This window comes from Delftia sp. PX-1, assembly GCF_055797465.1.
In genome coordinates this window covers 5,026,090-5,049,407 of record NZ_CP184763.1, presented here as the reverse complement: position 1 = coordinate 5,049,407, position 23,318 = coordinate 5,026,090, and the positions used below count along the sequence as shown (strand labels likewise).

The window sequence follows — 23,318 nt, the reverse complement described above, 5'->3', positions numbered from 1 at the left end:
CAGCGGCGGCAAATCCATTCATGACTAAACGTATCAATCGCCTGGGCGTGCGCGCTGCATCGACCCTGGCTGCCATGGTTTTGGCTGCCAATGCAGCCTGGGCACTGGAGCCCTTCCGCGTACAGGACATCCGCATCGAAGGTCTTCAGCGCGTGGAGCCGGGCACGGTCTTCGCTTCCATCCCCCTGCGCGTGGGAGACCAGTATGACGACGACAAGGGCGCAGCCGCCATCCGCTCGCTGTTCGCACTGGGCCTGTTCAAGGACATCCGCCTGGAAGCCAACGGCAACGTGCTCGTCGTCGTGGTCGAAGAACGCCCGACCATCGCCGAAGTGAACTTCGCCGGCACCAAGGAATTCGACAAGGAAACCCTGCAAAAGGCCATGCGCGATGTGGGCCTGGCCGAGGGTCGTCCGTTCGACAAGGCACTTGCCGACCGCGCGGAGCAGGAGCTCAAGCGCCAGTACATCAACCGCAGCCTGTATGGCGCCGAAGTCGTCACGACGGTCACGCCCATCGAGCGCAACCGCGTCAACCTGACCTTCACGGTGACCGAAGGTGATCCCGCCCGTATCAACGAGATCCATATCGTCGGGAACAAGGCCTTCAGCGAATCCACGCTCAAGGACCTTTTTGACCAGGACACCGGCAACTGGATGAGCTGGTACACCAAGTCGGACCGCTATGCGCGCAACAAGCTCAACGCCGACCTGGAAACGCTGCGCTCCTACTACCTGCAGCGTGGCTACCTGGAATTCCGCGTGGACTCCACCCAGGTGGCGATCTCGCCCGACAAGCAGACCATCTCGCTGACCCTGAACATCCATGAAGGCGAGCGCTTCGTGGTCTCCGGCGTCAAGCTGGAAGGCAACTACCTGGACCGCGACGACGAATTCAAGTCCCTGGTCAAGATCAAGCCCGGCGAGCCCTACAACGCCGATCAGGTCACGGCAACGACCAAGGCCTTCACCGAGCACTTCGGCAACTTCGGCTTTGCCTTCGCGCGCGTCGAGGCCGTGCCGGACATCGACCGTGCGACCAACCGGGTGGCCCTGGTGCTGCACGCCGAGCCTTCTCGCCGCGCCTATGTGCGACGCATCAATCTCAGCGGCAACAACCGCACGCGCGACGAAGTGATCCGCCGCGAATTCCGCCAGTACGAGGCTTCCTGGTACGACGGCGACAAGATTCGCCTGTCGCGCGACCGGGTGGACCGTCTGGGCTTCTTCACCGAAGTCAACGTCGAAACCCAGGAAGTGCCGGGTTCGCCTGATCAGGTGGATCTGGTCATCTCGGTGGCTGAAAAGCCCACCGGCTCGCTGCAGCTGGGCGCTGGTTTTTCCAGCGCTGAAAAGGTTTCGCTGTCCTTCGGCATCAAGCAGGAAAACGTGTTCGGCTCGGGCAACTACCTGGGCGTGGACGTGAACACCAGCAAGTACCGCCGCACCATGGTGCTGTCGACCACGGACCCGTACTTCACGGACACCGGCATCTCGCGCACCTACGACCTGTACTACCGCACTGACCGTCCCTACTACGACGATGCGGCCTACAAGATCGTCACCTCGGGCGGCAGCGTCCGCTTTGGCGTTCCCTTCAGCGAGATCGACACCGTTTACTTCGGCGGCGGCGTTGAACGCTCCGAAATCAAGCCCGGCACCTACCTGCCCCAGGCGTACAAGGACTATGCCGACAAGTACGGCTACTCCAACACGGGCATACCGCTGACCCTGGGCTGGTCGCGCGACAGCCGCGACAGCGCGCTGGCGCCCAACTCCGGTCTCTACCAGCGCCTGAACACCGAATGGTCGGTGGGTGGCGAGGCCCGGTATGTGCGAGCCAACTACCAGATCCAGCAGTACATCCCGCTGAGCAAGAAGTACACGCTGGCACTGAACGGTGAACTGGGCTACGGCAAGGGCCTCAATGGCCGTCCGTTCCCGCTGTTCAAGAACTTCTTCTCGGGTGGCCTGGGCTCGGTGCGTGGCTTCGAGCAGGGCTCGCTGGGTCCGCGCGACACCAAGGAAAACCTGGCGCTTGGCGGCTCCAAGAAGGTGACATTGAACGCCGAGTTCATGGTTCCGTTCCCTGGTGCCGGCAATGACAGGACTTTGCGTCTTTTTACATTCCTCGATGTGGGCAATGTCTACGGAGCCAACGAGAACTTCGATCTCGGGGAACTGCGGGCATCCACGGGCCTGGGCATCAGCTGGATTTCCCCGCTGGGTCCCCTGCGCCTGGCCTTTGCTCAACCCATCCGCAAGCAGACCGGGGATAAAATCCAGCGACTGCAATTCCAAATCGGAACCTCTTTCTAATGAAATCTCTATCTAGCCATTTTTCCCTGGCTGTGCTGCTTGGCGCCATGGCCGTTTCCGCGCACGCCCAGGAGTTCAAGGCCGGCTTTGTGAATACGGATCGCATCTTCCGTGAAGCATCGACTGCCAAGGCTGCGCAGTCCAAGCTGGAGCAGGAATTCTCCAAGCGTGAGAAGGAGCTGATTGACCAGGGCAACTCGCTCAAGAGCGCTTCGGAGAAGTTCGAGCGTGAAGCTCCCACCATGGCCGAAAGCCAGCGCGTCTCGCGCCAGCGCCAGCTGGTGGATCAGGACCGCGAGTTCCAGCGCAAGCGCCGTGAGTTCCAGGAAGACCTGAACTCCCGCAAGAACGAAGAACTGGCCCAGGTGCTGGAACGCGCCAACAAGGTGGTCAAGCAAGTGGCCGAATCCGAGAAGTACGACGTCATCCTTCAGGAAGCCGTCTACATCAACCCCAAGTACGACATCACTGACAAGGTGATCAAGGCGCTGAACGGCGGCGGCAAGTAAGCCAGCTGTCCAGGGCTGCATGCCGTGAGCGTATTGTTGGGCCAGATCCTCGATGCACTCGGTGGCGAGTTGGTCGGTGGCGAAAGGGAGATGTCCATCTCCCGCATCGCACCGCTGGACTCTGCCGGGGCCGGGGATCTCAGTTTTCTGAGCAACCCCCGCTACCGCCAGCAACTGGCCGCCTCCGAGGCGGCCTGCGTTATTGTGGCGCCCGCCATGCGTGAGCTGGCGCAGCAGCGGGGTGCCTGCATCGTGGTCCCTGATCCGTATGCGTATTTCGCCAGGGCCACGCAGTGGTGGAAGCGAAACTGCAGGCCCGTGGCGCCGGCCGGTATCCATCCGAGCGCCGTGGTGCACGAGAGCGCCATCGTTGATGCATCGGCCACCATTGGCCCGCTGTGCGTGGTCGAGGAGGGTGCCACGATCGGTGCCCACACCGTGCTCAAGTCGCGCGTCACCATTGGCGAGAACTGCCATGTGGGCGCGCGCTGTCTGCTGCATTCCGGCGTGGTGCTGGGGGCGGACGGCTTTGGGTTCGCGCCCGAGAACGGCGCATGGGTGAAGATCGAGCAGCTCGGCGGCGTGCGGATCGGCGACGATGTGGAAATCGGCGCCAATACCTGCATAGACCGGGGTGCGCTGGACGACACGGTGATCGAGGATGGGGTCAAGCTCGACAACCTGATCCAGATCGGTCACAACGTGCACGTCGGCAGGCATACGGCCATGGCCGGCTGCGTGGGGGTGGCCGGCAGCGCGCGCATTGGCGCGCATTGCACCGTGGGAGGCGGGGCCATCGTGCTGGGCCATCTGCAGCTGGCTGACCGGGTGCATATTTCGGCAGCGACGGTAGTGACCCGTTCGCTGACACAATCAGGTGTTTACACGGGCATGTTTCCCGTGGATGAAAACGCCAAATGGGAAAAAAATGCTGCGACGCTGAAGCAGCTGCACTCCATGCGCGATCGCATCAAGGCCCTGGAGCGGCAACTGCAGCAATCGGCGGATCAAGGCCATAACGGAACGCAATGATGGATATTCACGCAATTCTCAAGCAACTGCCCCACCGCTACCCCTTCCTGCTGGTGGACAAGGTCACGGAGCTTGAGCGCAATACACGCATCAAGGCGATCAAGAACGTCACGTTCAACGAGCCCTATTTCATGGGCCATTTCCCGGGCCGCCCTGTCATGCCTGGCGTGCTCATCCTGGAGGCGCTGGCGCAGGCGGCCGGCCTTCTGGCCTTCGATGCGATGGGCCAGGTTCCGGATGAGAACAACATCTACTACTTCGTGGGCATCGACGGGGCGCGCTTCAAGCGTCCCGTGGAGCCGGGCGACCAGCTGGTGCTGGAGATCACCATCGACCGTGTGCGCGGCGGCATCTGGAAGTTCAAGGGCGTGGCCCGCGTCGAGGACGAAGTGGCCTGCGAAGCCGAGCTGATGTGCACCATGCGCAACGTGGGCTGACGGGCGCATGGCTGGCATTGAACGCATCCATCCCACGGCACTGATAGATTCCGCTGCGCAGCTGGATTCGTCGGTGTCGGTCGGCGCCTATGCCGTCATCGGACCGCATGTGGAAATCGGCGCCGGCACCACCATCGGCGCGCATTGCGTTGTTGAAGGCCATACCCGCATTGGCTGCGACAACCGGATTTTCCAGTTCGCGTCCCTGGGCGCGCAGCCCCAGGACAAGAAGTACGCAGGCGAGCCTACCCGGCTGGTTATCGGTGACCGCAACACGGTGCGGGAGTTCTGCACCTTCAACACCGGTACCGTGCAGGACCAGGGCGTCACGGCCATCGGCGACGACAACTGGATCATGGCCTATGTGCATGTGGCTCATGACTGCGTTGTCGGCAGCCACACCATCCTGGCCAACAACGCTACCCTGGCCGGCCACGTGCACGTGGGCGACCATGTCATCCTGGGCGGCCTGACGGGTGTGCACCAGTTCACCAAGGTGGGTGCCCATGCCATGGCCGGCTTTGCCAGCCATATCTCGCAGGATGTACCGCCCTTCATGATGGTGGATGGCAATCCGCTGGCCGTGCGCGGCTTCAATATCGAAGGCTTGCGCCGTCGCGGCTTCGGGTCGCAGCGCATTCAGGCCGTCAAGCAGATGCATCGTCTGCTGTACCGCCAGGGACTGACCCTTGAAGCTGCGCGAGAAGCCATTGCTTCGCTGGAGGGTGAACTGCCCGAGGCCGCGGCCGATGTATCGCTGATGCTGGATTTCCTGGCGGCTTCGACCCGGGGCATTGCGCGCTGATCTGGCGCGCGAAAGGACGGCATGACAGAGAACGCGGCGCCATCGGCGCGCCTGAGTCCATCGATTGCCATGGTCGCCGGAGAAACCTCTGGCGACCTGCTGGCGTCCTTGCTCCTGGGTGGGCTGCAGTCCCGCTGGCCAGAGGCCTCGGCCTTTGGCATCGGCGGGCTGCAGATGCAGCAGCGCGGCTTTGAAGCCTGGTGGTCCAGCGAGCGCTTGGCCGTGCATGGATACAGCTGGGAAGTGTTTCGCCGGCTGGCCGAGATTCTGAATATCCGACGCCAGCTGCGTCAGCGACTGCTCCAGCAGCGGCCGGCCGTCTTTGTCGGCATCGACGCGCCGGACTTCAACCTGGGGCTGGAAACCGATCTGCGTGCTGCGGGCATCAAGACCGTGCATTTCGTCTGTCCTTCGATCTGGGCCTGGCGTGCCGATCGCGTCGACAAGATCCGCCGCGCGGCCGATCATGTCCTGTGCATCTTCCCCTTTGAGCCCGAGTTGCTGGCCCGCCATGGCATAGACGCGACCTACGTGGGCCATCCCCTGGCCAGCGTGATTCCGCTGCAGCCCGACCGCGCAGCTGCACGCCGCCGGTTAGGGCTGCCCGAAGATGGTCTGGTGCTGGCCGTGCTGCCCGGCAGTCGGCGCTCTGAAATACGTTACCTGGCTGCCCGCTTCTTTCAGGCGGCAGCTTTGGTTCGGAAGGCGCTGCCAGCTATTAAAATAGTAGTGCCTGCTGTGCCTTCGCAATTCGACGAGCTGCAGCGCATTGCCGCGCAAGCCGGCATGGCTTCGTCGCTGCACATCGTGCGCGGCCAGTCCCATGACGCATTGGCAGCCTGTGACGTGACGCTGATAGCCAGCGGCACGGCCACGCTGGAAGCCGCCTTGTACAAGCGGCCCATGGTGATCGGCTACAACATGCACCCGTGGAGCTGGCGTCTGATGCGTGGCAAGCAACTGCAGCCCTGGGTGGGCCTGCCCAACATCCTGTGCGGCGATTTCGTCGTGCCCGAGCTGATCCAGGATGCGGCAACGCCCCAGGCGCTGAGCGCGGCCGTGCTGCAATGGCTGCAGGCCTGCGAGCATTCCCCTTCAACCGTCGAAGCGCTGGTACAGCGCTTCACAGCGCTGCACCATGAATTGCGGCGCGATACTGCCGAACTGGCCGCCCATGCGATCGAGAAAATCATTGCCCCCACTGCCGCCTGAACAGGCGTGCCTGCCCTGGCATCCGCCGGGGTTGGTTGCGGGCGTGGACGAAGCGGGCCGCGGCCCGTTGGCCGGCCCCGTGGTGGCCGCCGCTGTCATTCTTGACGATCTCCATCCCATCGAGGGTCTGAACGATTCCAAGAAGCTCACGGCTGCGCGCCGCGAGGCACTCTATGACGAGATCCGTGCCAAGGCGCTGTGCTGCAGCATTGCCGAGGCCTCGGTCGAAGAGATCGATCGCCTGAACATCCTGCAGGCCACGCTGCTGGCCATGCGCCGCGCGGTGCTGGGCCTGCGATTGAAGCCGGTACTGGTTCTGGTGGATGGCAACCAGTTGCCCGTGCTGGATGTGCAGGCCGAGGCCATCGTCAAGGGCGACGCCCTGGTGCAGTCCATCTCGGCGGCCTCCATTCTTGCCAAGGTCACGCGGGATCGGTGGTGCCAGCGCCTGCATGAGCAATACCCGGAATACGGCTTCGACGGCCACAAGGGCTATGGCACGGCGGCCCATCTTGCCGCGCTGCGCCTGCATGGCGCCTGCCAGGAGCACCGGCGAACCTTCGCGCCCGTGGCCCATGTCGTGAGCATTGCCCGCAGGGCCGAGCCGCTGGCAGCCGCCCGCGTGGCCGCTGCGGCGCAGGGCGCGCAGGCCTTGCTGCTGTCGGCCTGAGCGCCTTCGCTTTCTGCGCCCGTGGCGCTGTTCTTCGCTGTTCTCTTTGCCCGGAAGCCTTGCCATGAGCCGACAACCTGCCGCTACATCGATCCAGTCCCGTGACAACGCCCTGGTCAAGGATTTGCGAAGGCTTGCCCAGGACAGCGGGGCCTACCGCAAACAAGGACGTGTCTGGCTGGAGGGGGACCATCTGTGCCGTGCTGCCCTGGCGCGCGGCATGCAGCCCGCCGTGGCCGTGGTGGCCGAGTCCTTCTGGCCTCAGGTGCCGCGGGAGTGGGTGCAGGGCGCAGGCAAGTGCGTGGTGCTGTCCGATGCCGTGTTTGCCGAGGTCAGCGGACTGGAGTCTCCGGCGCGCATCGGCTTTCTGATGGACTGGCAGGCGTCGGCGGCCGTGCGTGCCGGCGTGGCCACCGTGGTGCTCGACCGTGTGCAGGACGCAGGCAACGTGGGCTCCATTCTTCGCAGTGCGGCCGCTTTCGGCTTCGGCCAGATCGTGGCCTTGAAGGGCACGGCTGCGCTGTGGAGCCAGAAGGTGCTGCGCGCCGGAATGGGCGCGCATTTCGGGCTGCACCTGGTGGAGTCGGCGTCACCCGAGGATCTGAGTGCGCTTGGCTTGCCCCTGATCGTGACCAGTTCCCATCAAGGTGAACTGATCCAGAGCGCGGCTCTGCCCTGGCCATGTGCTTGGGCCATGGGCCATGAAGGGCAGGGCGTTGGCGAGGCGCTGATGCAGCGGGCAGCGCAGCATGTGCGCATCGGCCAGCCAGGCGGTGAGGAGTCGCTGAACGTGGCTGCTGCAGCGGCGATATGCCTGCACGCAAGCAGCGTGAGTGCCGGCTCACGTCAAGGGTAATCCCGCCTCCTGTCAGGAGGCTGAAGCACGACCAGCCTATAATGGGCGGCTTTCAAGCATTCCACACTACGCCTAGCGACGCTTCCTCGCCACCCCCTGCAGACAAGCTATAACCCGCCCGGATCCGTCCGTGCGGCACGCTGGGCGTAACCGTAATTAGAACCGGAGAACCCAGTGCTTTTGTCTCTCAAGGGAGCATTCCCATCCGCCATCCTGGCGCTCGCAGACGGCACGGTCTTTGTTGGCAACTCGATCGGTGCGCAAGGCACCACGGTTGGTGAAGTCGTTTTCAACACGGCAATCACCGGCTACCAGGAAATCCTCACCGACCCCAGCTACTGCCAGCAGATCGTGACGCTCACGTATCCGCACATCGGCAACTACGGCGTCAACGCAGAGGATGTCGAGGCTGGCAAGGTCCATGCGGCGGGCCTGATCATCAAGAACCTTCCGCTGCTGGCCAGCAACTTCCGCAAGTCCGAGACCCTGCCCGACTACCTCACGCGCAGCGGCACGGTGGCGATTGCCAACATCGACACGCGCAAGCTCACACGGCTGCTGCGCGACAAGGGCGCACAAAACGGCGCCATCGTCGGTTTGGCCGCTGGCGAAGAAGTGACCCAGGCGCGCATCGACGAGGCACTGGCTGCGGCCAAGGCGGCCCCCAGCATGAAGGGCCTGGATCTGGCCCAGGTGGTGAGCGCAGCCCAGCAGTACGAATGGACGGAAACCGAGTGGAAGCTGGGCGAAGGCTACGGCCAGCAGCAGGCCCCGCGTTTCCATGTGGTGGCCTATGACTTCGGCGTGAAGTTCAACATCCTGCGCATGCTGGCCGAGCGCGGCTGCAAGCTGACCGTGGTGCCGGCCAAGACGCCCGCCAAGGATGTGCTGGCACTCAACCCCGACGGCGTTTTCCTGTCCAACGGCCCTGGCGACCCGGAGCCCTGCGACTACGCCATTGCCGCCACCAAGGAGCTGGTGGAGTCCGGCAAGCCCGTCTTCGGCATCTGCCTGGGTCACCAGATCATGGCCCTGGCCGCCGGCGCCAAGACCTTCAAGATGGCCAACAGCCACCACGGCGCCAACCACCCCGTCAAGGACCTGGACAACGGCCGGGTCAGCATCACCAGCCAGAACCACGGTTTTGCCGTGGAGATGGAGTCCCTGCCCGACACGCTGCGCGCCACGCACATCAGCCTGTTCGACGGCACGCTGCAAGGCCTTGAGCACAAGGACAAGCCTGCGTTCTGCTTCCAGGGCCACCCCGAGGCTTCGCCCGGCCCGCACGATATCGCCTACCTGTTTGACCGCTTCACGGCGCTGATGGAGAAACACAAAAATGCCTAAGCGCACCGACCTCAAAAGCATTCTGATCATTGGCGCCGGTCCCATCGTCATCGGCCAGGCCTGCGAGTTTGACTACTCCGGCGTGCAGGCCTGCAAGGCGCTGCGCGAAGAGGGCTACAAGGTCATCCTGATCAACAGCAACCCTGCCACGATCATGACCGACCCGGCCACGGCCGACGTCACCTACATCGAGCCCATCACCTGGCAGACGGTCGAGAAGATCATCGCCAAGGAGCGTCCCGACGCCATCCTGCCGACCATGGGCGGCCAGACCGCGCTGAACTGCGCGCTGGACCTGTGGCGCAACGGCGTGCTGCACAAGTACAAGGTCGAGCTGATCGGCGCAACTCCCGAGGCCATCGACAAGGCCGAGGACCGCCTCAAGTTCAAGGATGCGATGACGCGCATCGGCCTGGGTTCGGCGCGCTCGGGCATCGCCCATTCGATGGACGAAGCCTGGGCCGTGCAAAAGGAAATGGGCTTTCCCACCGTCATCCGCCCCAGCTTCACGCTGGGCGGCACGGGCGGCGGCATTGCCTACAACCCCGAAGAGTTCGAGACCATCTGCAAGCGCGGCCTGGAAGCGTCGCCGACCAATGAGCTGCTGATCGAGGAATCGCTGCTCGGCTGGAAGGAGTACGAGATGGAAGTCGTCCGCGACAAGGCGGACAACTGCATCATCATCTGCTCCATCGAGAACCTGGACCCCATGGGCGTGCATACCGGCGACTCGATCACCGTGGCACCCGCGCAGACGCTGACCGACAAGGAATACCAGATCATGCGCAACGCCTCGCTGGCGGTGCTGCGCGAGATCGGTGTGGACACGGGCGGCTCCAACGTGCAGTTCTCGGTGAATCCGAAGGACGGCCGCATGATCGTCATCGAGATGAACCCGCGCGTGTCGCGTTCCTCGGCGCTGGCCTCCAAGGCCACGGGCTTCCCCATCGCCAAGGTTGCTGCCAAGCTGGCCGTGGGTTACACGCTGGACGAACTCAAGAACGACATCACGGGCGGCAAGACGCCCGCTTCGTTCGAGCCCTCGATCGACTACGTGGTCACCAAGATCCCGCGTTTCGCGTTCGAGAAGTTCCCCGCTGCCGACAACCGCCTGACCACGCAGATGAAGTCCGTGGGCGAGGTCATGGCCATTGGCCGTACCTTCCAGGAGTCTTTCCAGAAAGCGCTGCGCGGCCTGGAAGTCGGCGTGGACGGCATGAACGAAAAAACCCAGGACCGCGAAATTCTCGAAAAGGAACTCGGCGAGCCAGGTCCGGACCGCATCTGGTATGTGGGCGATGCCTTCGCTGCCGGCTGGACGCTGGACGAGGTGCACAACATCACCAAGATCGACAAGTGGTTCCTCGTGCAGATCGAAGAGATCGTGAAGATCGAACTCGAGCTGGACCAGGTCTACGAGGAAAAGGGCGATGCCGCGCTGGCCGCACTGGACGCCACCACGCTGCGCACGCTCAAGCAAAAGGGCTTCTCCGACCGTCGCCTGGCCAAGCTGCTGCACAGCAATGAAAAGGCCGTGCGCGAGGCACGCAAGGCACTGGGCGTGCGCCCCGTGTTCAAGCGTGTGGACACGTGCGCTGCCGAGTTCGCCACCGACACGGCCTACATGTACTCCACCTATGACGAGGAGTGCGAAGCCGAGCCGACGGACAAGAAAAAGATCATGGTGCTGGGCGGTGGCCCGAACCGCATCGGCCAGGGCATCGAGTTCGACTACTGCTGCGTGCATGCTGCGCTCGCCATGCGCGAGGACGGCTATGAAACCATCATGGTCAACTGCAATCCCGAGACCGTGTCCACCGACTACGACACGTCGGACCGCCTGTACTTCGAGCCGCTGACGCTGGAAGACGTGCTCGAAGTCGTGGCTGTCGAGAAGCCTGTTGGCGTCATCGTGCAGTACGGCGGCCAGACGCCCCTGAAGCTTGCGCTGGGTCTTGAAAAGGAAGGCGTGCCCATCATCGGCACCACGCCCGACATGATCGACGCGGCCGAAGACCGCGAGCGCTTCCAGAAGCTGCTGCATGAGCTGGGCCTGCGCCAGCCGCCCAATGCCACGGCCCGTACCGAGCCCGAAGCGCTGGAAAAGGCGGCCGGCCTGGGCTACCCCCTGGTCGTGCGTCCCAGCTATGTGCTGGGTGGCCGTGCCATGGAAATCGTGCATGAGCAGCGCGACCTGGAGCGCTACATGCGCGAAGCCGTCAAGGTCAGCAATGACTCGCCCGTGCTGCTGGACCACTTCCTGTCCAACGCCATCGAGTGCGATGTGGACTGCGTGCGTGACCGCGAAGGCGCCGTCTTCATCGGCGGCGTGATGGAGCACATCGAGCAGGCCGGCGTGCATTCGGGCGATTCCGCCTGCTCGCTGCCGCCTTACTACCTCAAGCCCGAGACCGTGGCCGAGATCAAGCGCCAGACGGCTGCCATGGCCAACGCGCTGAGCGTGGTCGGCCTGATGAACGTGCAGTTCGCCATCAAGGAAACGGCCGATGGCGACGTGATCTACGTGCTGGAAGTCAATCCGCGTGCCTCGCGCACCGTGCCCTTCGTCTCCAAGGCCACGGGCATCCAGCTGGCCAAGGTGGCTGCGCGCTGCATGGCCGGCGACACGCTGGCCCAGCAAGGCATCACCAAGGAAGTCACGCCGCCGTACTTCAGCGTCAAGGAAGCCGTCTTCCCGTTCGTGAAGTTCCCGGGCGTGGACACCATCCTCGGCCCCGAGATGAAGTCCACCGGCGAAGTCATGGGCGTGGGCAAGACCTTTGGCGAAGCCTTCGTCAAGAGCCAGCTGGGCGCCGGCGTGGCACTGCCCACCCAGGGCAAGGTCTTCCTGACCGTGAAGAACGCCGACAAGCCGCGCGCCGTGGCCGTGGCCAAGGAACTGGCTGCCATGGGCTTCGTGCTGTGCGCCACGCGCGGCACGGCAGCGGCCATCTCTGAGGCAGGTATCGAGGTGCAGCTCGTCAACAAGGTGACCGAGGGCCGTCCCCACATCGTGGACATGATCAAGAACGGCGAGATCGCCATGGTCATCAACACGGTGGAAGAGCGCCGCAACGCCATCGCCGACTCGCGAGCCATCCGCACCAGCGCCCTGCTGGCGCGCGTGACCACCTTCACCACCATCTTCGGTGCCGAAGCCGCCGTCGAAGGCATGAAGTCCATGGGCAACATGGATGTGCACTCCGTCCAGGAACTGCACGCCCAGCTGCAGACGGCCTGATCCTTCCGCGCTGCCGCCCCTCGTTTCTGACGAGGTGCAGCCGGCGGCACTGTCCGACAGTGCCGCCGGGTTTTCCCACCGAAGCTGGTGGTCAAACGCGGCATAATGGACCACATGACTTGATGAAACCGCCGCGCGGCAACGTGCGGCGGTTTGCTTTTGGGGCGCAGGCCCTGCCGCCATACTGCCGGCCCGCCTGTGCCAAAGAAGCCGCGCAACGCGCGGCGTTTGCTGCACATGGAGACTTTTCAATGGCCACCATTCCCATCACCAAGCGCGGAGCCGAGAAACTCAAGGACGAGCTGCACCGTCTGAAGACCGTGGAGCGTCCTTCCATCATCCAGGCCATCGCCGAGGCCCGTGCCCAGGGCGACCTGAGCGAAAACGCCGAGTACGAGGCCGCCAAGGACCGCCAAGGCTTCATCGAGGGCCGCATTGCCGAGGTAGAGAGCAAGCTGTCCGCAGCCCAGATCATTGATCCCTCCGCCGTGGATGCCGGCGGCCGCGTGGTCTTCGGTGCAACGGTTGAACTCGAAGACGAGGACAGCGGCGACACGGTCAAGTACCAGATCGTCGGCGAGGACGAGGCCGATCTCAAGCTGGGCCTGATCAACGTCTCCAGCCCCATCGCACGCGCGCTGATCGGCAAGGAGGAAGGCGATACCGCTGTCGTGCAGGCACCGGGCGGCGAGCGCCGCTATGAAGTGGTGTCGGTGCGCTACCTCTGATGCGTCGGTGCCTGTGCCTCGATCGTTGAGGAAGGCCTAAGCCCATGAGCAACCTGTACGAGCGCGTTCCCCTGCTGGCTGCTGCCCTGTGGTGGGGCAGCCTGTCGGCCATCGGCTTCATGGCCGTGCCCATGCTGTTCGCCCACTTGCCCACGCCGGCTGTCGCGGGCTTCATGGCTGCCAAGCTGTTTGCCGCGCAGACCTGGGTGTCCATCGCCTGCGCGGCCGTGCTGCTGGTCCTGTCCCGGCGCAGCAAGGAGTCGGTCGTGCAGCCCTGGGCCAAGGCCTGCCTGGGCTTTGTGATCGCAGGCATGCTGCTGGCATTTGTCGTCCAGTACGGCGTGTCGCCGCGCATCGTTGCACGCGACAACCTCAAGCTGTGGCACAGCGTGGGCACGGTGATGTATGCGCTGCAGTGGCTGTGTGCGCTCGTCGTGCTGTGGCGCATAGGCCGTTCGTCTCAAGCGAACACCCGGGCCACGGCCTGATCCCGGTCCTGCCGGTTCGGCACCATGCCAAACGAAAACGCCCGCAAGCGCGGGCGTTTTTTTGTGGGTCGAGCTGCTCACTCGTGCCAGTGCTCGGCCACCCAGGTGGCAGGCCGGATATAGCGAAAGCGCCGATTGCGCCGGCCGGTCAACGCGTCAGGCGGGTTGCATTCGCCGTGGAAGATCACCACGCGCGCACCATCCGGCACGAAGGGCGGCTTCCAGTAGTTCGTCGGCCATGCGGGAATGCAGTGGTACTTGAAGCTGGGGCACCAGGCCTGCGGCCAGTACTTGAGCTTGCCCTGCTTGTGCAGCATGTCGGACAGATAGGCCTGCTCATTGCGAAAGTTGCGGCGTATCTCTTCGAAATGCGTGCGGAAGTAGTCCAGCACCTCGGGGTGGGCACCCAGCTCGAAGCGGTACACCGAGGAATTGCCCGTGATGCGCCACGGACGCTTGTAGTCGTGGATGATCAGGAACTCGCCGGGTTCGGTGAAAAAATCGTCCAGCGGCCCGGTGATGACCACGTCCACGTCAAGAAACAGCGCCGTGCCGCGCAGGCCGTGCAGGTCGGCACTGAAGGTGGCCAGCTTGTTCCAACCACGCTCCGGAATGCCCGCGGGCAGGTTCAGCGGAGGAATCGGCAGGCATTCGACCTCGTCGCGAATCCCCACGCCGTCATCGGTCAGGCAGACAAGGCGAAAATCGCCCTTCAGATGCCGACGCACCATGGCGTAGAGCCTGTTGACATACTCCGGACCGTACTTCTTGCCCCACTTCATGCAGATCACGAAGCGCTGCTGCGCAGAGGGGGAGGCGGAGGGCGGTTGCGCGGCCTGGGCCACGCTGGCGGCATGGGATGCTACGGTCATGGATGCGGCGGACTCAGTCTGCCTGACGCTTCTTGACCGACTTCTGCTTGGGCTTGGCGCGCTTGACCTGGCCACCTGCCGTCAGGCGCTGGTTGCCCAGCACGCGGATCTGCTTGACCTCGGGCTTCTGGCCGGAGCGCTTGCTGAACTTGAGCAGCTTGACATCGCGAGGGCCGGGCATGCGGTTCTCGTCGATGGCTTTTTCCTTTTCCGGCATGGGGCGCCAGAGCACCAGCAGCTTGCCGATGTGCTGAATGGGTGCAGCGCCAAGCTCGTCGCACAGCTGCAGATACATCTGCTCGCGTGCGGCGCGGTCGTCGTTGAAGACACGGACCTTGATCAGGCCATGTGCGTTAAGGCCGGCGTTGACCTCCTTTTGCACGGCAGCCGTCAGGCCGTCACCCCCGATGAGGACCACGGGGTCCAGGTGGTGTGCGTTGGCGCGGTGTTCCCGGCGCTCGGCGGGAGTCAATTGAATTTGGGGCATGGCCGTATTATCGAGGCTGAAAGAATCCAGCATGAAAGTCAACACAAAAAGCAAGAAGGTCAACAAGGCTTGGCTCAACAGCCACGTCAACGATCCTTACGTCAAGGCCGCCCAGAAGGACGGCTACCGCGCGCGCGCGGCCTACAAACTCAAGGAGATCGACGAGCAGCTCAAGCTCATCCGGCCGGGTGCCACGGTGGTGGACCTGGGCTGCGCACCCGGGGCTTGGAGCCAGTATGTGCGCCGTTGCCTGTCGCCCAACGGGGCGGCCGTCGGCGCGCTCAACGGCCGCATCATCTCGCTGGATCTGCTGCCCATGGAGCCCATCGAGGGCGTGCAGTACATCCAGGGCGATTTCCGCGAGGAGCCGGTTCTGGCCCAGCTCCAGGAGGCCCTGGGCGGGGGCAAGGCCGACGTGGTGGTCTCCGACATGGCTCCCAACCTGTCGGGCAACGGCACGACGGATGCGGCGCGCATTGCGCTGCTGGTCGAACTGGCGGTTGATTTTTCCATCCACCATATGAAACCTGAAGGCGCCTTGGTCGTGAAGCTCTTCCACGGCGGGGCCTACGATGACCTGGTTGCGCTGTTCCGGCAGACCTTCAAGGTGGTCAAGCCGATCAAGCCCAAGTCCTCGCGTGACAAGTCTTCGGAGACGTTTTTGGTGGGCATGGGGCTCAAGTAGGCCTGTGCAGCCGCCCGGCGCTGCCCTGACCCGGGTCAAGACCGTATTCAAGCTATGGCTGCTATAGAGGGATATAGGCGACCAGCCAGCTTGAAACACCTAAAATGGACCGCAAATACGCTTCGAGCACGCTGGAAGTCGTTTTATCTGTATCCCCCATTGGAGCCCCGCTTGAACAATCAGTGGTTTTCAAAAATTGCCGTCTGGCTGGTCATCGCCATGGTGCTGTTTACGGTGTTCAAGCAATTTGACACCCGTGGCGGCGCTGGCGCGTCCCATGTCGGTTACTCCGAGTTCCTGGAAGAGGTGCGAAGCAATCGCATCAAGAGCGCCACCATCCAGGAAAGCCCCGGCGGCACCGAGATCGTGGCCACGACCAACGATGACCGCAAGGTGCGCACCACCGCTACCTACCTGGATCGCGGGCTCGTGGGTGACCTGATCAACAACAACGTCAAGTTCGACGTCAAGCCCCGCGAAGAAGGCTCGGTCCTCATGACCCTGCTCGTCAGCTGGGGACCCATGCTGCTGTTGATCGGCGTGTGGGTGTACTTCATGCGCCAGATGCAGGGCGGCGGCAAGGGCGGTGCCTTCAGCTTCGGCAAGAGCAAGGCGCGCATGCTGGACGAGAACAACAACACCGTGACCTTTGCCGACGTCGCAGGCTGCGACGAAGCCAAGGAAGAGGTCAAGGAAGTCGTGGACTTCCTGAAGGACCCCAACAAGTTCCAGAAGCTCGGCGGCCGCATTCCGCGTGGTCTGCTGCTGGTCGGGCCTCCGGGTACCGGCAAGACGCTGCTGGCCAAGTCCATCGCTGGTGAAGCCAAGGTCCCGTTCTTCAGCATCTCGGGCTCCGACTTCGTGGAAATGTTCGTCGGCGTGGGCGCGGCCCGCGTGCGCGACATGTTCGAGAACGCCAAGAAGAATGCACCCTGCATCATCTTCATCGATGAAATCGATGCCGTGGGCCGCCAGCGTGGCGCAGGCCTGGGCGGTGGTAACGATGAGCGTGAGCAGACCCTGAACCAGATGCTGGTCGAGATGGACGGTTTTGAGACCAACCTCGGCGTGATCGTCGTGGCTGCAACCAACCGTCCCGACATCCTGGATGCGGCGCTGCTGCGCCCCGGCCGTTTCGACCGCCAGGTGTATGTGACGCTGCCCGACATCCGTGGCCGCGAGCAGATCCTCAATGTGCACATGCGCAAGATCCCTGTAGGCCAGGACGTGAACCCGGGCGTGATCGCGCGCGGCACGCCTGGCATGTCGGGCGCCGATCTGGCCAACCTCTGCAACGAAGCAGCCCTGATGGCCGCGCGCCGCAATGCGCGCACCGTCGAGATGCAGGACTTCGAGAAGGCCAAGGACAAGATCATCATGGGCCCCGAGCGCAAGAGCATGGTCATGCCCGAGGAAGAGCGCCGCAACACAGCCTACCACGAGGCAGGCCACGCACTGATCGGCAAGCTGCTGCCCAAGTGCGATCCCGTGCACAAGGTCACCATCATCCCGCGCGGCCGTGCGCTGGGCGTGACCATGAGCCTGCCCGAGAAGGACCGCTACTCCTACGACAAGGAGTTCATGCTCAACCAGATCGCCATGCTGTTCGGTGGGCGCATTGCCGAAGAAGTGTTCATGAACCAGATGACCACGGGCGCGAGCAACGACTTCGAGCGGGCCACGCAGATCGCACGCGACATGGTCACCCGCTACGGCATGACCGACGCGCTGGGTCCCATGGTCTATGCGGAGCAGGAAGGCGAGCCTTTCCTGGGCCGCTCGATGAGCAAGACCAACAGCATGAGCGAGCAGACGATGCAGAAGGTGGACCAGGAGGTTCGCCGCATCATCGACGAGCAGTACGGACTGGCGCGCAAGCTGATCGAGGACAACTCCGACAAGATGCATGCCATGGCCAAGGCCATGCTCGACTGGGAAACCATCGACGCCGAGCAGCTCGATGACATCATGGCCGGCCGTGAGCCGCGTCCTCCCAAGGACTGGGTGCCGCGCAACCCTCCGTCGTCCGACGGTGGCAACTCGTCCGGCGGCACGCCGGCAGTGGATGCCGACCCTGCGCCCACCACGGCCTGAGCTGCTTGCCGCAGAATTGGTCAATCCCATGCAAAGGGCCCTGAGGGGCCCTTTTGCTTTGCTTGCAGGATGTGCTCAATCGCCCGCAACGGCCGGGCGATGAACCCGGTCCGGCAGGCGCCTACCTTCAGGAAACCCCATGCCGCATCAATGGCAGACTTCGCGCTTTGTTCTAGACCTTCAGCGTCCACTGGTCATGGGCATCGTCAATGTGACGCCCGACTCGTTTTCCGACGGCGGGCGGCACAACACGGTGGAGCAGGCCTTGCGGCATGCAGAGCAACTGGTCAGTGAGGGCGCGCACATCCTCGATATTGGCGGCGAGTCCACCAGGCCCGGCTCACCAGCTGTTCCGCTGGATGAGGAGTTGCGGCGCGTGCTGCCCGTTGTGCAGGGTGCGGTACAACTGGGCGTGCCTGTCTCCGTCGATACCTACAAGCCCGAGGTCATGCAGGCTGTGCTCGATCTGGGGGCCGACATCGTCAACGACATCTGGGCGCTGCGCCAGCCGGGCGCGCAGCAGGTGGTGGCCGCGCACCCGAGCTGCGGCATCTGTCTCATGCACATGCATGGCACGCCGCAGGACATGCAGACCACGCCCATGCAAGGCGATGCCGTGCCCGCCGTGCGCGATTTCCTGCAGTTGCACAGCGATGCCCTGCTGGCCCGGGGCGTGGCGCGGGAGCGCATCGTCTGGGACTATGGCATCGGCTTCGGCAAAAGCGTGGCACAGAATTTTTCCCTGCTTGCACGCCAGCATGAATTGCTGGGCCTAGACTTCCCGCTGCTGGCCGGCTGGTCGCGCAAGGGCTCGCTCGGGCAGGTCAGTGGCCGTCCACAGGGCCAGCGCATGGTGCCCAGCGTGGCGGCGGCACTGCTTGCGGTGGAGCGTGGCGCGCGCGTGGTGCGCGTGCACGACGTGGCCGATACGGTGGCGGCATTGACGGTCTGGCAGACCATGCACGACAACGACTGAACAACAAAGGAGCACTATGGCACGCACATATTTTGGTACCGATGGAATTCGCGGCCTGGTGGGCCGTTCGCCCATCACCCCCGACTTCGCGCTGCGTCTGGCGCATGCCGTGGGCCGTGTGCTGCGGCGCAAGGAAGCCCGTCCCATGGTGCTGATCGGCAAGGACACGCGGATCTCGGGCTACATGCTGGAGAGCGCGCTGGAGTCCGGGTTCAACTCTGCCGGCGTGGACGTGATGCTGCTGGGCCCCCTGCCCACGCCGGGCGTGGCCTATCTGACGCGCGCCCAGCGCGCCAGCCTGGGCGTGGTCATCAGCGCCAGCCACAACCCTTATTACGACAACGGCATCAAGTTCTTCAGCGCACAGGGCACCAAGCTGCCCGATGCCTGGGAGGAAGAGGTCGAGCAGGCCTTGACCGAAGATCCCGTATGGGTCGACTCTGCCGCTCTGGGAAAGGCCCGGCGCCTTGAAGACGCGGCAGGGCGCTACATCGAGTTCTGCAAGAGCACCTTCGACCATGCGCTCACGCTCAAGGGTGTGAAGATCGTGGTCGATGCGGCCCATGGCGCGGCCTACCAGATCGCCCCCAAGGTCTTCCATGAACTGGGGGCCGATGTGGTGGCCATTGGCTGTGCACCCGATGGACTGAACATCAACGAAGGCGTGGGTGCCACCCATCCCGAGGCCCTGGTGCTGGCCGTGCGAGCGAACAAGGCCGACTTCGGCGTGGCGCTGGATGGTGATGCCGACCGGCTGCTGCTGGTCGATGCGGCAGGCCGGCTCTACAACGGCGACGAACTGCTGTACCTGATGGCGGCCGACCGGTTGGCGCGTGGCGAGGCCGTGCCGGGCGCCGTGGGCACACTGATGACCAATATGGCCGTGGAGGTGGCGCTGAAGTCCCAGGGTGTGGGCTTTGTGCGCGCCAAGGTCGGCGACCGCTATGTGCTGGAGGAGCTGCACCGGCAGGGCTGGACCCTGGGGGGCGAGGGCTCGGGCCATCTGCTGGCGCTGGACAAGCACACCACGGGTGATGGCCTGGTCAGCGCGCTGCAGGTGCTGCAGGCCTGCGTGCGTTCGGGCAAGAGCCTGTCGCAGTGGCTGTCTTCGGTCCAGCTGTTTCCCCAGGTATTGCTCAACGTGCGGCTGCAGCCGGGCCAGGACTGGAAGCGCAACACCCAGCTGGAGGAAGCCACCGAGGCCGTCAAGGCCGAATTGGGTGATACGGGGCGCGTGCTTATCCGCGCCAGCGGCACCGAGCCTTTGCTGCGCGTGATGGTGGAGGCACGCGATGGCGACCAGGCCAGCCGCTGCGCCGAGCGCCTGGCCAGCGTGGCGAAGAATTCACCCATGCCCTGAGCGGCGGGGGCACTTTCTCTGCCATGGAAAGCCGAAGCTGCAGTCTTCGGCTTTTTCGTCTGCAGACCGTGGCGCGGTGAGCCGTTCAGCCCTGGCTGCGCAGAAAGGCCTCCAGCGCCTGGGGCGGCAGCGGGCGGCTGAAATGGTAGCCCTGGGCTTCATCGCAGCCTTGCTCGCGCAGGAACTGCAGCTGCGCCTCCGTTTCCACGCCTTCGGCCGTGGTCTGCATGCCCAGGGCCTGGGCCATGCGGATGATGGCGCTGACTATGGCGCGGTCATTGCTGTCGTGGTCCAGGTCCTGGATGAAGGACTGGTCGATCTTGAGTTTGTAGATCTGAAAGCGCTTGAGCTGGCTCAGGGATGAATAGCCGGTGCCGAAGTCATCCATGGCCAGGCGCACGCCATGCTCGCGCAGCCGGTCCATGGTGGCCGTGGCCTGGCGCGGATCATGGATGGCCACGCCCTCGGTCAGCTCCAGCTCCAGAGAATCGGCTGGCAGGTCGCTGTCGAGCAGGATGCGGTTGATGATTTCGGGCAGTTGCTGCTGGTGGAACTGGATGGCCGACAGGTTCACGGCCACCTTCAGGTCCCGCAGCCCCGCATTGCGCCAGGCCTGCAGTTGCTGCATGGCGCTGCGCAGCACCCATTCGCCGATCTGCAGGATCTGGCCGCTGTCCTCGGCGACGGGGATGAACTCCGCGGGCGAGACCGAGCCCAGCTCGGGGTGCTCCCATCGCAGCAGTGCCTCCACGCTGCGCACGCGCCCGGTGCTCAGGGTGATCTGCGGCTGGTAGTGCAGATACAGCTGATTGCGTTCCAGCGCCCGCCGCAAGGCGTTCTCCAGCTGCAGGGCGCGCAGGGACTGGGCCTGCATCTGCGGAGTGAAGAAGCGGTAGGTGTTGCGGCCGGCCTGCTTGGCGTGGTACATGGCCGCGTCGGCGGCCTGTGTCAGCGAGTCGATGTCGTGGCCGTCGCGCGGGTACAGCGCGATGCCCATGGACGGCGCAATGGTCAGTTCGTGGCGGTCGATCTGGTAGGCCTGGCGCGACGCCTCCTGCAGCTTGCCTGCCACGCGGGCCGCACCCTGGGCATTGGCGCCGGGCAGCAGCAGCACGAATTCGTCGCCGCCGATGCGGGCCACCGTATCGCGGTCACGCACCACGGCACGCAGGCGGCGGGCAATCTCCACCAGCAGGGCATCGCCCACGCGATGGCCCAGCGAATCATTGACATGCTTGAAATGGTCCAGGTCCAGGAACATCACGGCCAGTGGCGTGTCGTTGACCTTGGCCAGCTCGATGGCGCGGGCGCTGCGCTCGGCCAGCAGCGTGCGATTGGGCAGGCCGGTGAGCGCGTCGTAGTGCGCCATCCAGTAGATGCGTTCCTGGTCCAGCTTGCGGTCGGCGATCTCGCGGTGCAGGTTCTCCACCGTGGCGCTGAGTTCGCGTGTGCGGTCGCGCACCTGCTGCTCCAGCAGTTCGTGGGCCTGGCTCAGGGCCTGCTGGGCGCGCAGACGGTCGTCGATGTCGCTGACGATCCAGATGGAGCCTTCGCGTGCATCGCCCGGATTGATGAGCCGGCCCGTCAGTTCACCCCAGAACAGGCTGCCATCCTTGCGGCGCAGGCGGCGCTGCGTGCGAAAGGACAGGCCCGCGCTCAGCGTGCGATAGGCCTCGCGCCCCAGGCTGCGCAGCTCGTCGCGGCTGGGGTGCAGGTGCTCGCTGTTGATGCCGACCAGCGCATGTTCGCCCGCGTAGCCGAAGATGTCGGCATAGCACTGGTTGCATCGGACGATGACGCGCTGGCGGATGAAGACGATGCCCACGCCGGCATTGTCGAGCAGTGCCTGCTGCTCGCGCAGGCTGCGCTGCAGCGACGCCGCCATCATCGAAGACGGACGTTCGAGTACAGGGTCGTACGCAATCGTCGGCGCGGACATGGCGAAGCGTTAGGGCGGTGGTAAAGGGATGAGGGGGAACTTACAAAGTGTAGCACTTGCGCGCAAAACAGCATTTTGTCGTTCCCTGGCGAGGGCAGGGCCTTGGTTTTCAGGTGCCGGTGGACTGTCGTTGCCGGCCCTTGGCCTGCGCATCGAGCTTGTGGGCCAATTCATAGAGCACGCCATGGCGCAGGGCTCCGTGCGTGACGCGCATGCGCTCGATGCCCAGGCTGGAGAAGATGCCCCGCATCACGCTCATACCGCCGCCGATCATGGGGCGCAGCTCTTCCTTGAGTCCGTCCATGTTCACACGGTCGACATGGCCTGCGCGCAGCAACTGCGCATGCAGCCAGTCCAGTCCCTGCCGCGTGATCCAGCCGGCCGTGCCCCCGGGCGCATGGGCCAGGACCTTGACAATGGCACCGGCCGTGCCCGAGGAGCCATAGGCATGGCTCCATTGCCCGGCAGCGAAAAGTCCTGCTTCGGGCGCAATGATGTCGGCCACGGCTGCTTCGGCCTGGGACAGGGCCTGGGCCGACAGCTCGCCATCGGGGAAGTGGCGCAAGGCCCAGGTCACGCTGCCGAAGGCGAAGGAGCGTGCCTGCAGTACTTGCCGCTGCTGACCCAGGCACAGCTCGGTCGAGCGGCCGCCGATGTCCACCACCAGCCTCCGCTGGGCGCCGGACGGCAGCAACTGGGCGACGCCGCGATAGATCAGGCGTGCTTCCTCCTCGCCGTCAATGACCTCGATGGGGCAGCCCAGGATGCGCTGGCCTTCGTCCAGGAAGATCTGGCGATTCGATGCCTCTCTCAGCGTCTGCGTGGCCACTGCACGTACGCGGTGGCGGGGCAAATCACCCAGCACCTGCGCATAGCGCTCCAGGCAGGCCCAGCCGCGCTGCATGGCCTCCAGGCTCAAGGCGCCCTGGGCGTCGAGGGCGCTGCCCAGGCGTATGGCTTCCTTGCGATGGCTGAGCAGCTGTACCTTTGCGCCGTCGCTGCGGGCCATGGCCAGCAGGCAGCTGTTGGAGCCAATGTCGATGGCGGCCAGGCGGCTTTCGGGGGGATTGGAAGAGGGCATGCGCGAAAGGCGGACGACGGCACGGCTGCGGCAGGTTTGCAGCAGCCAACGGCATCCAGGGGAAGGCAGCTAGCTTAGCACCCCGGCGATCTCGCGTCGCTCTCGTGCCGGTGTGACTGGGTCATGACCTTTGCGTGACGGTTTCTGCGCCGTTGCTTGCGCCTGGCTTGGCTTGTATGAC

20 protein-coding genes are annotated in these 23,318 nt (G+C 64.3%); 16 read left to right on the top strand and 4 right to left on the bottom strand.

Going from position 1 to position 23,318, the window contains the following annotated elements:
• Window positions 1-20: 20 nt before the first annotated feature.
• The 12 genes from bamA to ACN20X_RS23090 all read left to right on the top strand — a co-directional run bounded on the left by bamA (window position 21) and on the right by ACN20X_RS23090 (window position 13,643).
• The gene (gene bamA, locus ACN20X_RS23145) at window positions 21-2,318 is read left to right on the top strand and encodes an outer membrane protein assembly factor BamA (RefSeq protein WP_016447482.1); all 2,298 of its coding nucleotides are present in this window, start codon (window positions 21-23) and stop codon (window positions 2,316-2,318) included.
• Window positions 2,318-2,827: an OmpH/Skp family outer membrane protein gene (locus ACN20X_RS23140; protein ID WP_016447481.1), complete on the top strand. Its 510-nt coding sequence runs from the start codon at window positions 2,318-2,320 to the stop codon at window positions 2,825-2,827. The genes bamA and ACN20X_RS23140 overlap by 1 nt, the downstream gene beginning before the upstream one ends.
• Before the next feature lie 24 nt (window positions 2,828-2,851).
• Window positions 2,852-3,859 (top strand): UDP-3-O-(3-hydroxymyristoyl)glucosamine N-acyltransferase, encoded by a 1,008-nt coding sequence (gene lpxD, locus ACN20X_RS23135; RefSeq protein WP_016451336.1) that lies wholly within the window; start codon window positions 2,852-2,854, stop codon window positions 3,857-3,859.
• Window positions 3,856-4,296, top strand: coding sequence for a 3-hydroxyacyl-ACP dehydratase FabZ (gene fabZ / locus ACN20X_RS23130; RefSeq protein ID WP_012206736.1), 441 nt, complete (start codon window positions 3,856-3,858; stop codon window positions 4,294-4,296). Before lpxD ends, fabZ begins: the two co-directional genes overlap by 4 nt.
• Window positions 4,297-4,303: 7 nt before the next feature.
• Entirely contained in the window at window positions 4,304-5,101 is a 798-nt protein-coding gene (gene lpxA / locus ACN20X_RS23125) for an acyl-ACP--UDP-N-acetylglucosamine O-acyltransferase (protein ID WP_016447479.1), read from the top strand.
• 21 nt (window positions 5,102-5,122) lie between these two features.
• Window positions 5,123-6,313 (top strand): lipid-A-disaccharide synthase, encoded by a 1,191-nt coding sequence (gene lpxB / locus ACN20X_RS23120; protein WP_016447478.1) that lies wholly within the window; start codon window positions 5,123-5,125, stop codon window positions 6,311-6,313.
• Window positions 6,276-6,983 (top strand): ribonuclease HII, encoded by a 708-nt coding sequence (rnhB, locus tag ACN20X_RS23115; RefSeq protein ID WP_016447477.1) that lies wholly within the window; start codon window positions 6,276-6,278, stop codon window positions 6,981-6,983. Before lpxB ends, rnhB begins: the two co-directional genes overlap by 38 nt.
• Before the next feature lie 64 nt (window positions 6,984-7,047).
• Entirely contained in the window at window positions 7,048-7,839 is a 792-nt protein-coding gene (locus tag ACN20X_RS23110; RefSeq protein ID WP_473209947.1) for a TrmH family RNA methyltransferase, read from the top strand.
• 174 nt (window positions 7,840-8,013) lie between these two features.
• Window positions 8,014-9,186, top strand: a complete 1,173-nt coding sequence (gene carA, locus ACN20X_RS23105; RefSeq protein ID WP_016447475.1) for a glutamine-hydrolyzing carbamoyl-phosphate synthase small subunit — start codon at window positions 8,014-8,016, stop codon at window positions 9,184-9,186.
• Window positions 9,179-12,427, top strand: coding sequence for a carbamoyl-phosphate synthase large subunit (gene carB / locus ACN20X_RS23100; protein ID WP_473209946.1), 3,249 nt, complete (start codon window positions 9,179-9,181; stop codon window positions 12,425-12,427). The genes carA and carB overlap by 8 nt, the downstream gene beginning before the upstream one ends.
• 251 nt (window positions 12,428-12,678) lie before the next feature.
• On the top strand, window positions 12,679-13,155 hold the full coding sequence (gene greA / locus ACN20X_RS23095) for a transcription elongation factor GreA (RefSeq protein ID WP_016447473.1): 477 nt from the start codon (window positions 12,679-12,681) through the stop codon (window positions 13,153-13,155).
• Between the two features lie 44 nt (window positions 13,156-13,199).
• The gene (locus ACN20X_RS23090) at window positions 13,200-13,643 is read left to right on the top strand and encodes a DUF4149 domain-containing protein (protein WP_016451337.1); all 444 of its coding nucleotides are present in this window, start codon (window positions 13,200-13,202) and stop codon (window positions 13,641-13,643) included.
• A 77-nt stretch (window positions 13,644-13,720) separates the two neighbouring features.
• Here the strand turns inward: ACN20X_RS23090 and ACN20X_RS23085 are convergent, their stop codons facing one another.
• Complete coding sequence (locus tag ACN20X_RS23085; protein ID WP_473209945.1) at window positions 13,721-14,515, bottom strand: glycosyltransferase; 795 nt, start codon at window positions 14,513-14,515, stop codon at window positions 13,721-13,723.
• Between the two features lie 13 nt (window positions 14,516-14,528).
• Window positions 14,529-15,002: a YhbY family RNA-binding protein gene (locus ACN20X_RS23080; RefSeq protein ID WP_012206726.1), complete on the bottom strand. Its 474-nt coding sequence runs from the start codon at window positions 15,000-15,002 to the stop codon at window positions 14,529-14,531.
• 31 nt (window positions 15,003-15,033) lie between these two features.
• Between ACN20X_RS23080 and ACN20X_RS23075 the strand changes: the two genes are divergently transcribed.
• From ACN20X_RS23075 to glmM, 4 genes are all read left to right on the top strand, one after another.
• A complete protein-coding gene (locus ACN20X_RS23075) occupies window positions 15,034-15,687 on the top strand; it encodes an RlmE family RNA methyltransferase (RefSeq protein ID WP_016447470.1) in 654 nt (217 codons plus the stop codon).
• Between the two features lie 171 nt (window positions 15,688-15,858).
• The gene (ftsH, locus tag ACN20X_RS23070; protein ID WP_016447469.1) at window positions 15,859-17,781 is read left to right on the top strand and encodes an ATP-dependent zinc metalloprotease FtsH; all 1,923 of its coding nucleotides are present in this window, start codon (window positions 15,859-15,861) and stop codon (window positions 17,779-17,781) included.
• A 139-nt stretch (window positions 17,782-17,920) separates the two neighbouring features.
• Entirely contained in the window at window positions 17,921-18,757 is an 837-nt protein-coding gene (gene folP, locus ACN20X_RS23065) for a dihydropteroate synthase (RefSeq protein WP_016447468.1), read from the top strand.
• 16 nt (window positions 18,758-18,773) lie between these two features.
• The gene (gene glmM, locus ACN20X_RS23060; RefSeq protein ID WP_016447467.1) at window positions 18,774-20,117 is read left to right on the top strand and encodes a phosphoglucosamine mutase; all 1,344 of its coding nucleotides are present in this window, start codon (window positions 18,774-18,776) and stop codon (window positions 20,115-20,117) included.
• Between the two features lie 85 nt (window positions 20,118-20,202).
• Here the strand turns inward: glmM and ACN20X_RS23055 are convergent, their stop codons facing one another.
• Both ACN20X_RS23055 and ACN20X_RS23050 read right to left on the bottom strand, forming a co-directional pair.
• Window positions 20,203-22,056 carry an EAL domain-containing protein gene (locus ACN20X_RS23055; protein ID WP_016451338.1) on the bottom strand — a complete coding sequence of 618 codons (1,854 nt, stop codon included), beginning with the start codon at window positions 22,054-22,056 and terminating at the stop codon, window positions 20,203-20,205.
• Between the two features lie 109 nt (window positions 22,057-22,165).
• A complete protein-coding gene (locus tag ACN20X_RS23050; protein WP_473209944.1) occupies window positions 22,166-23,137 on the bottom strand; it encodes a Ppx/GppA phosphatase family protein in 972 nt (323 codons plus the stop codon).
• Window positions 23,138-23,318: the final 181 nt, after the last annotated feature.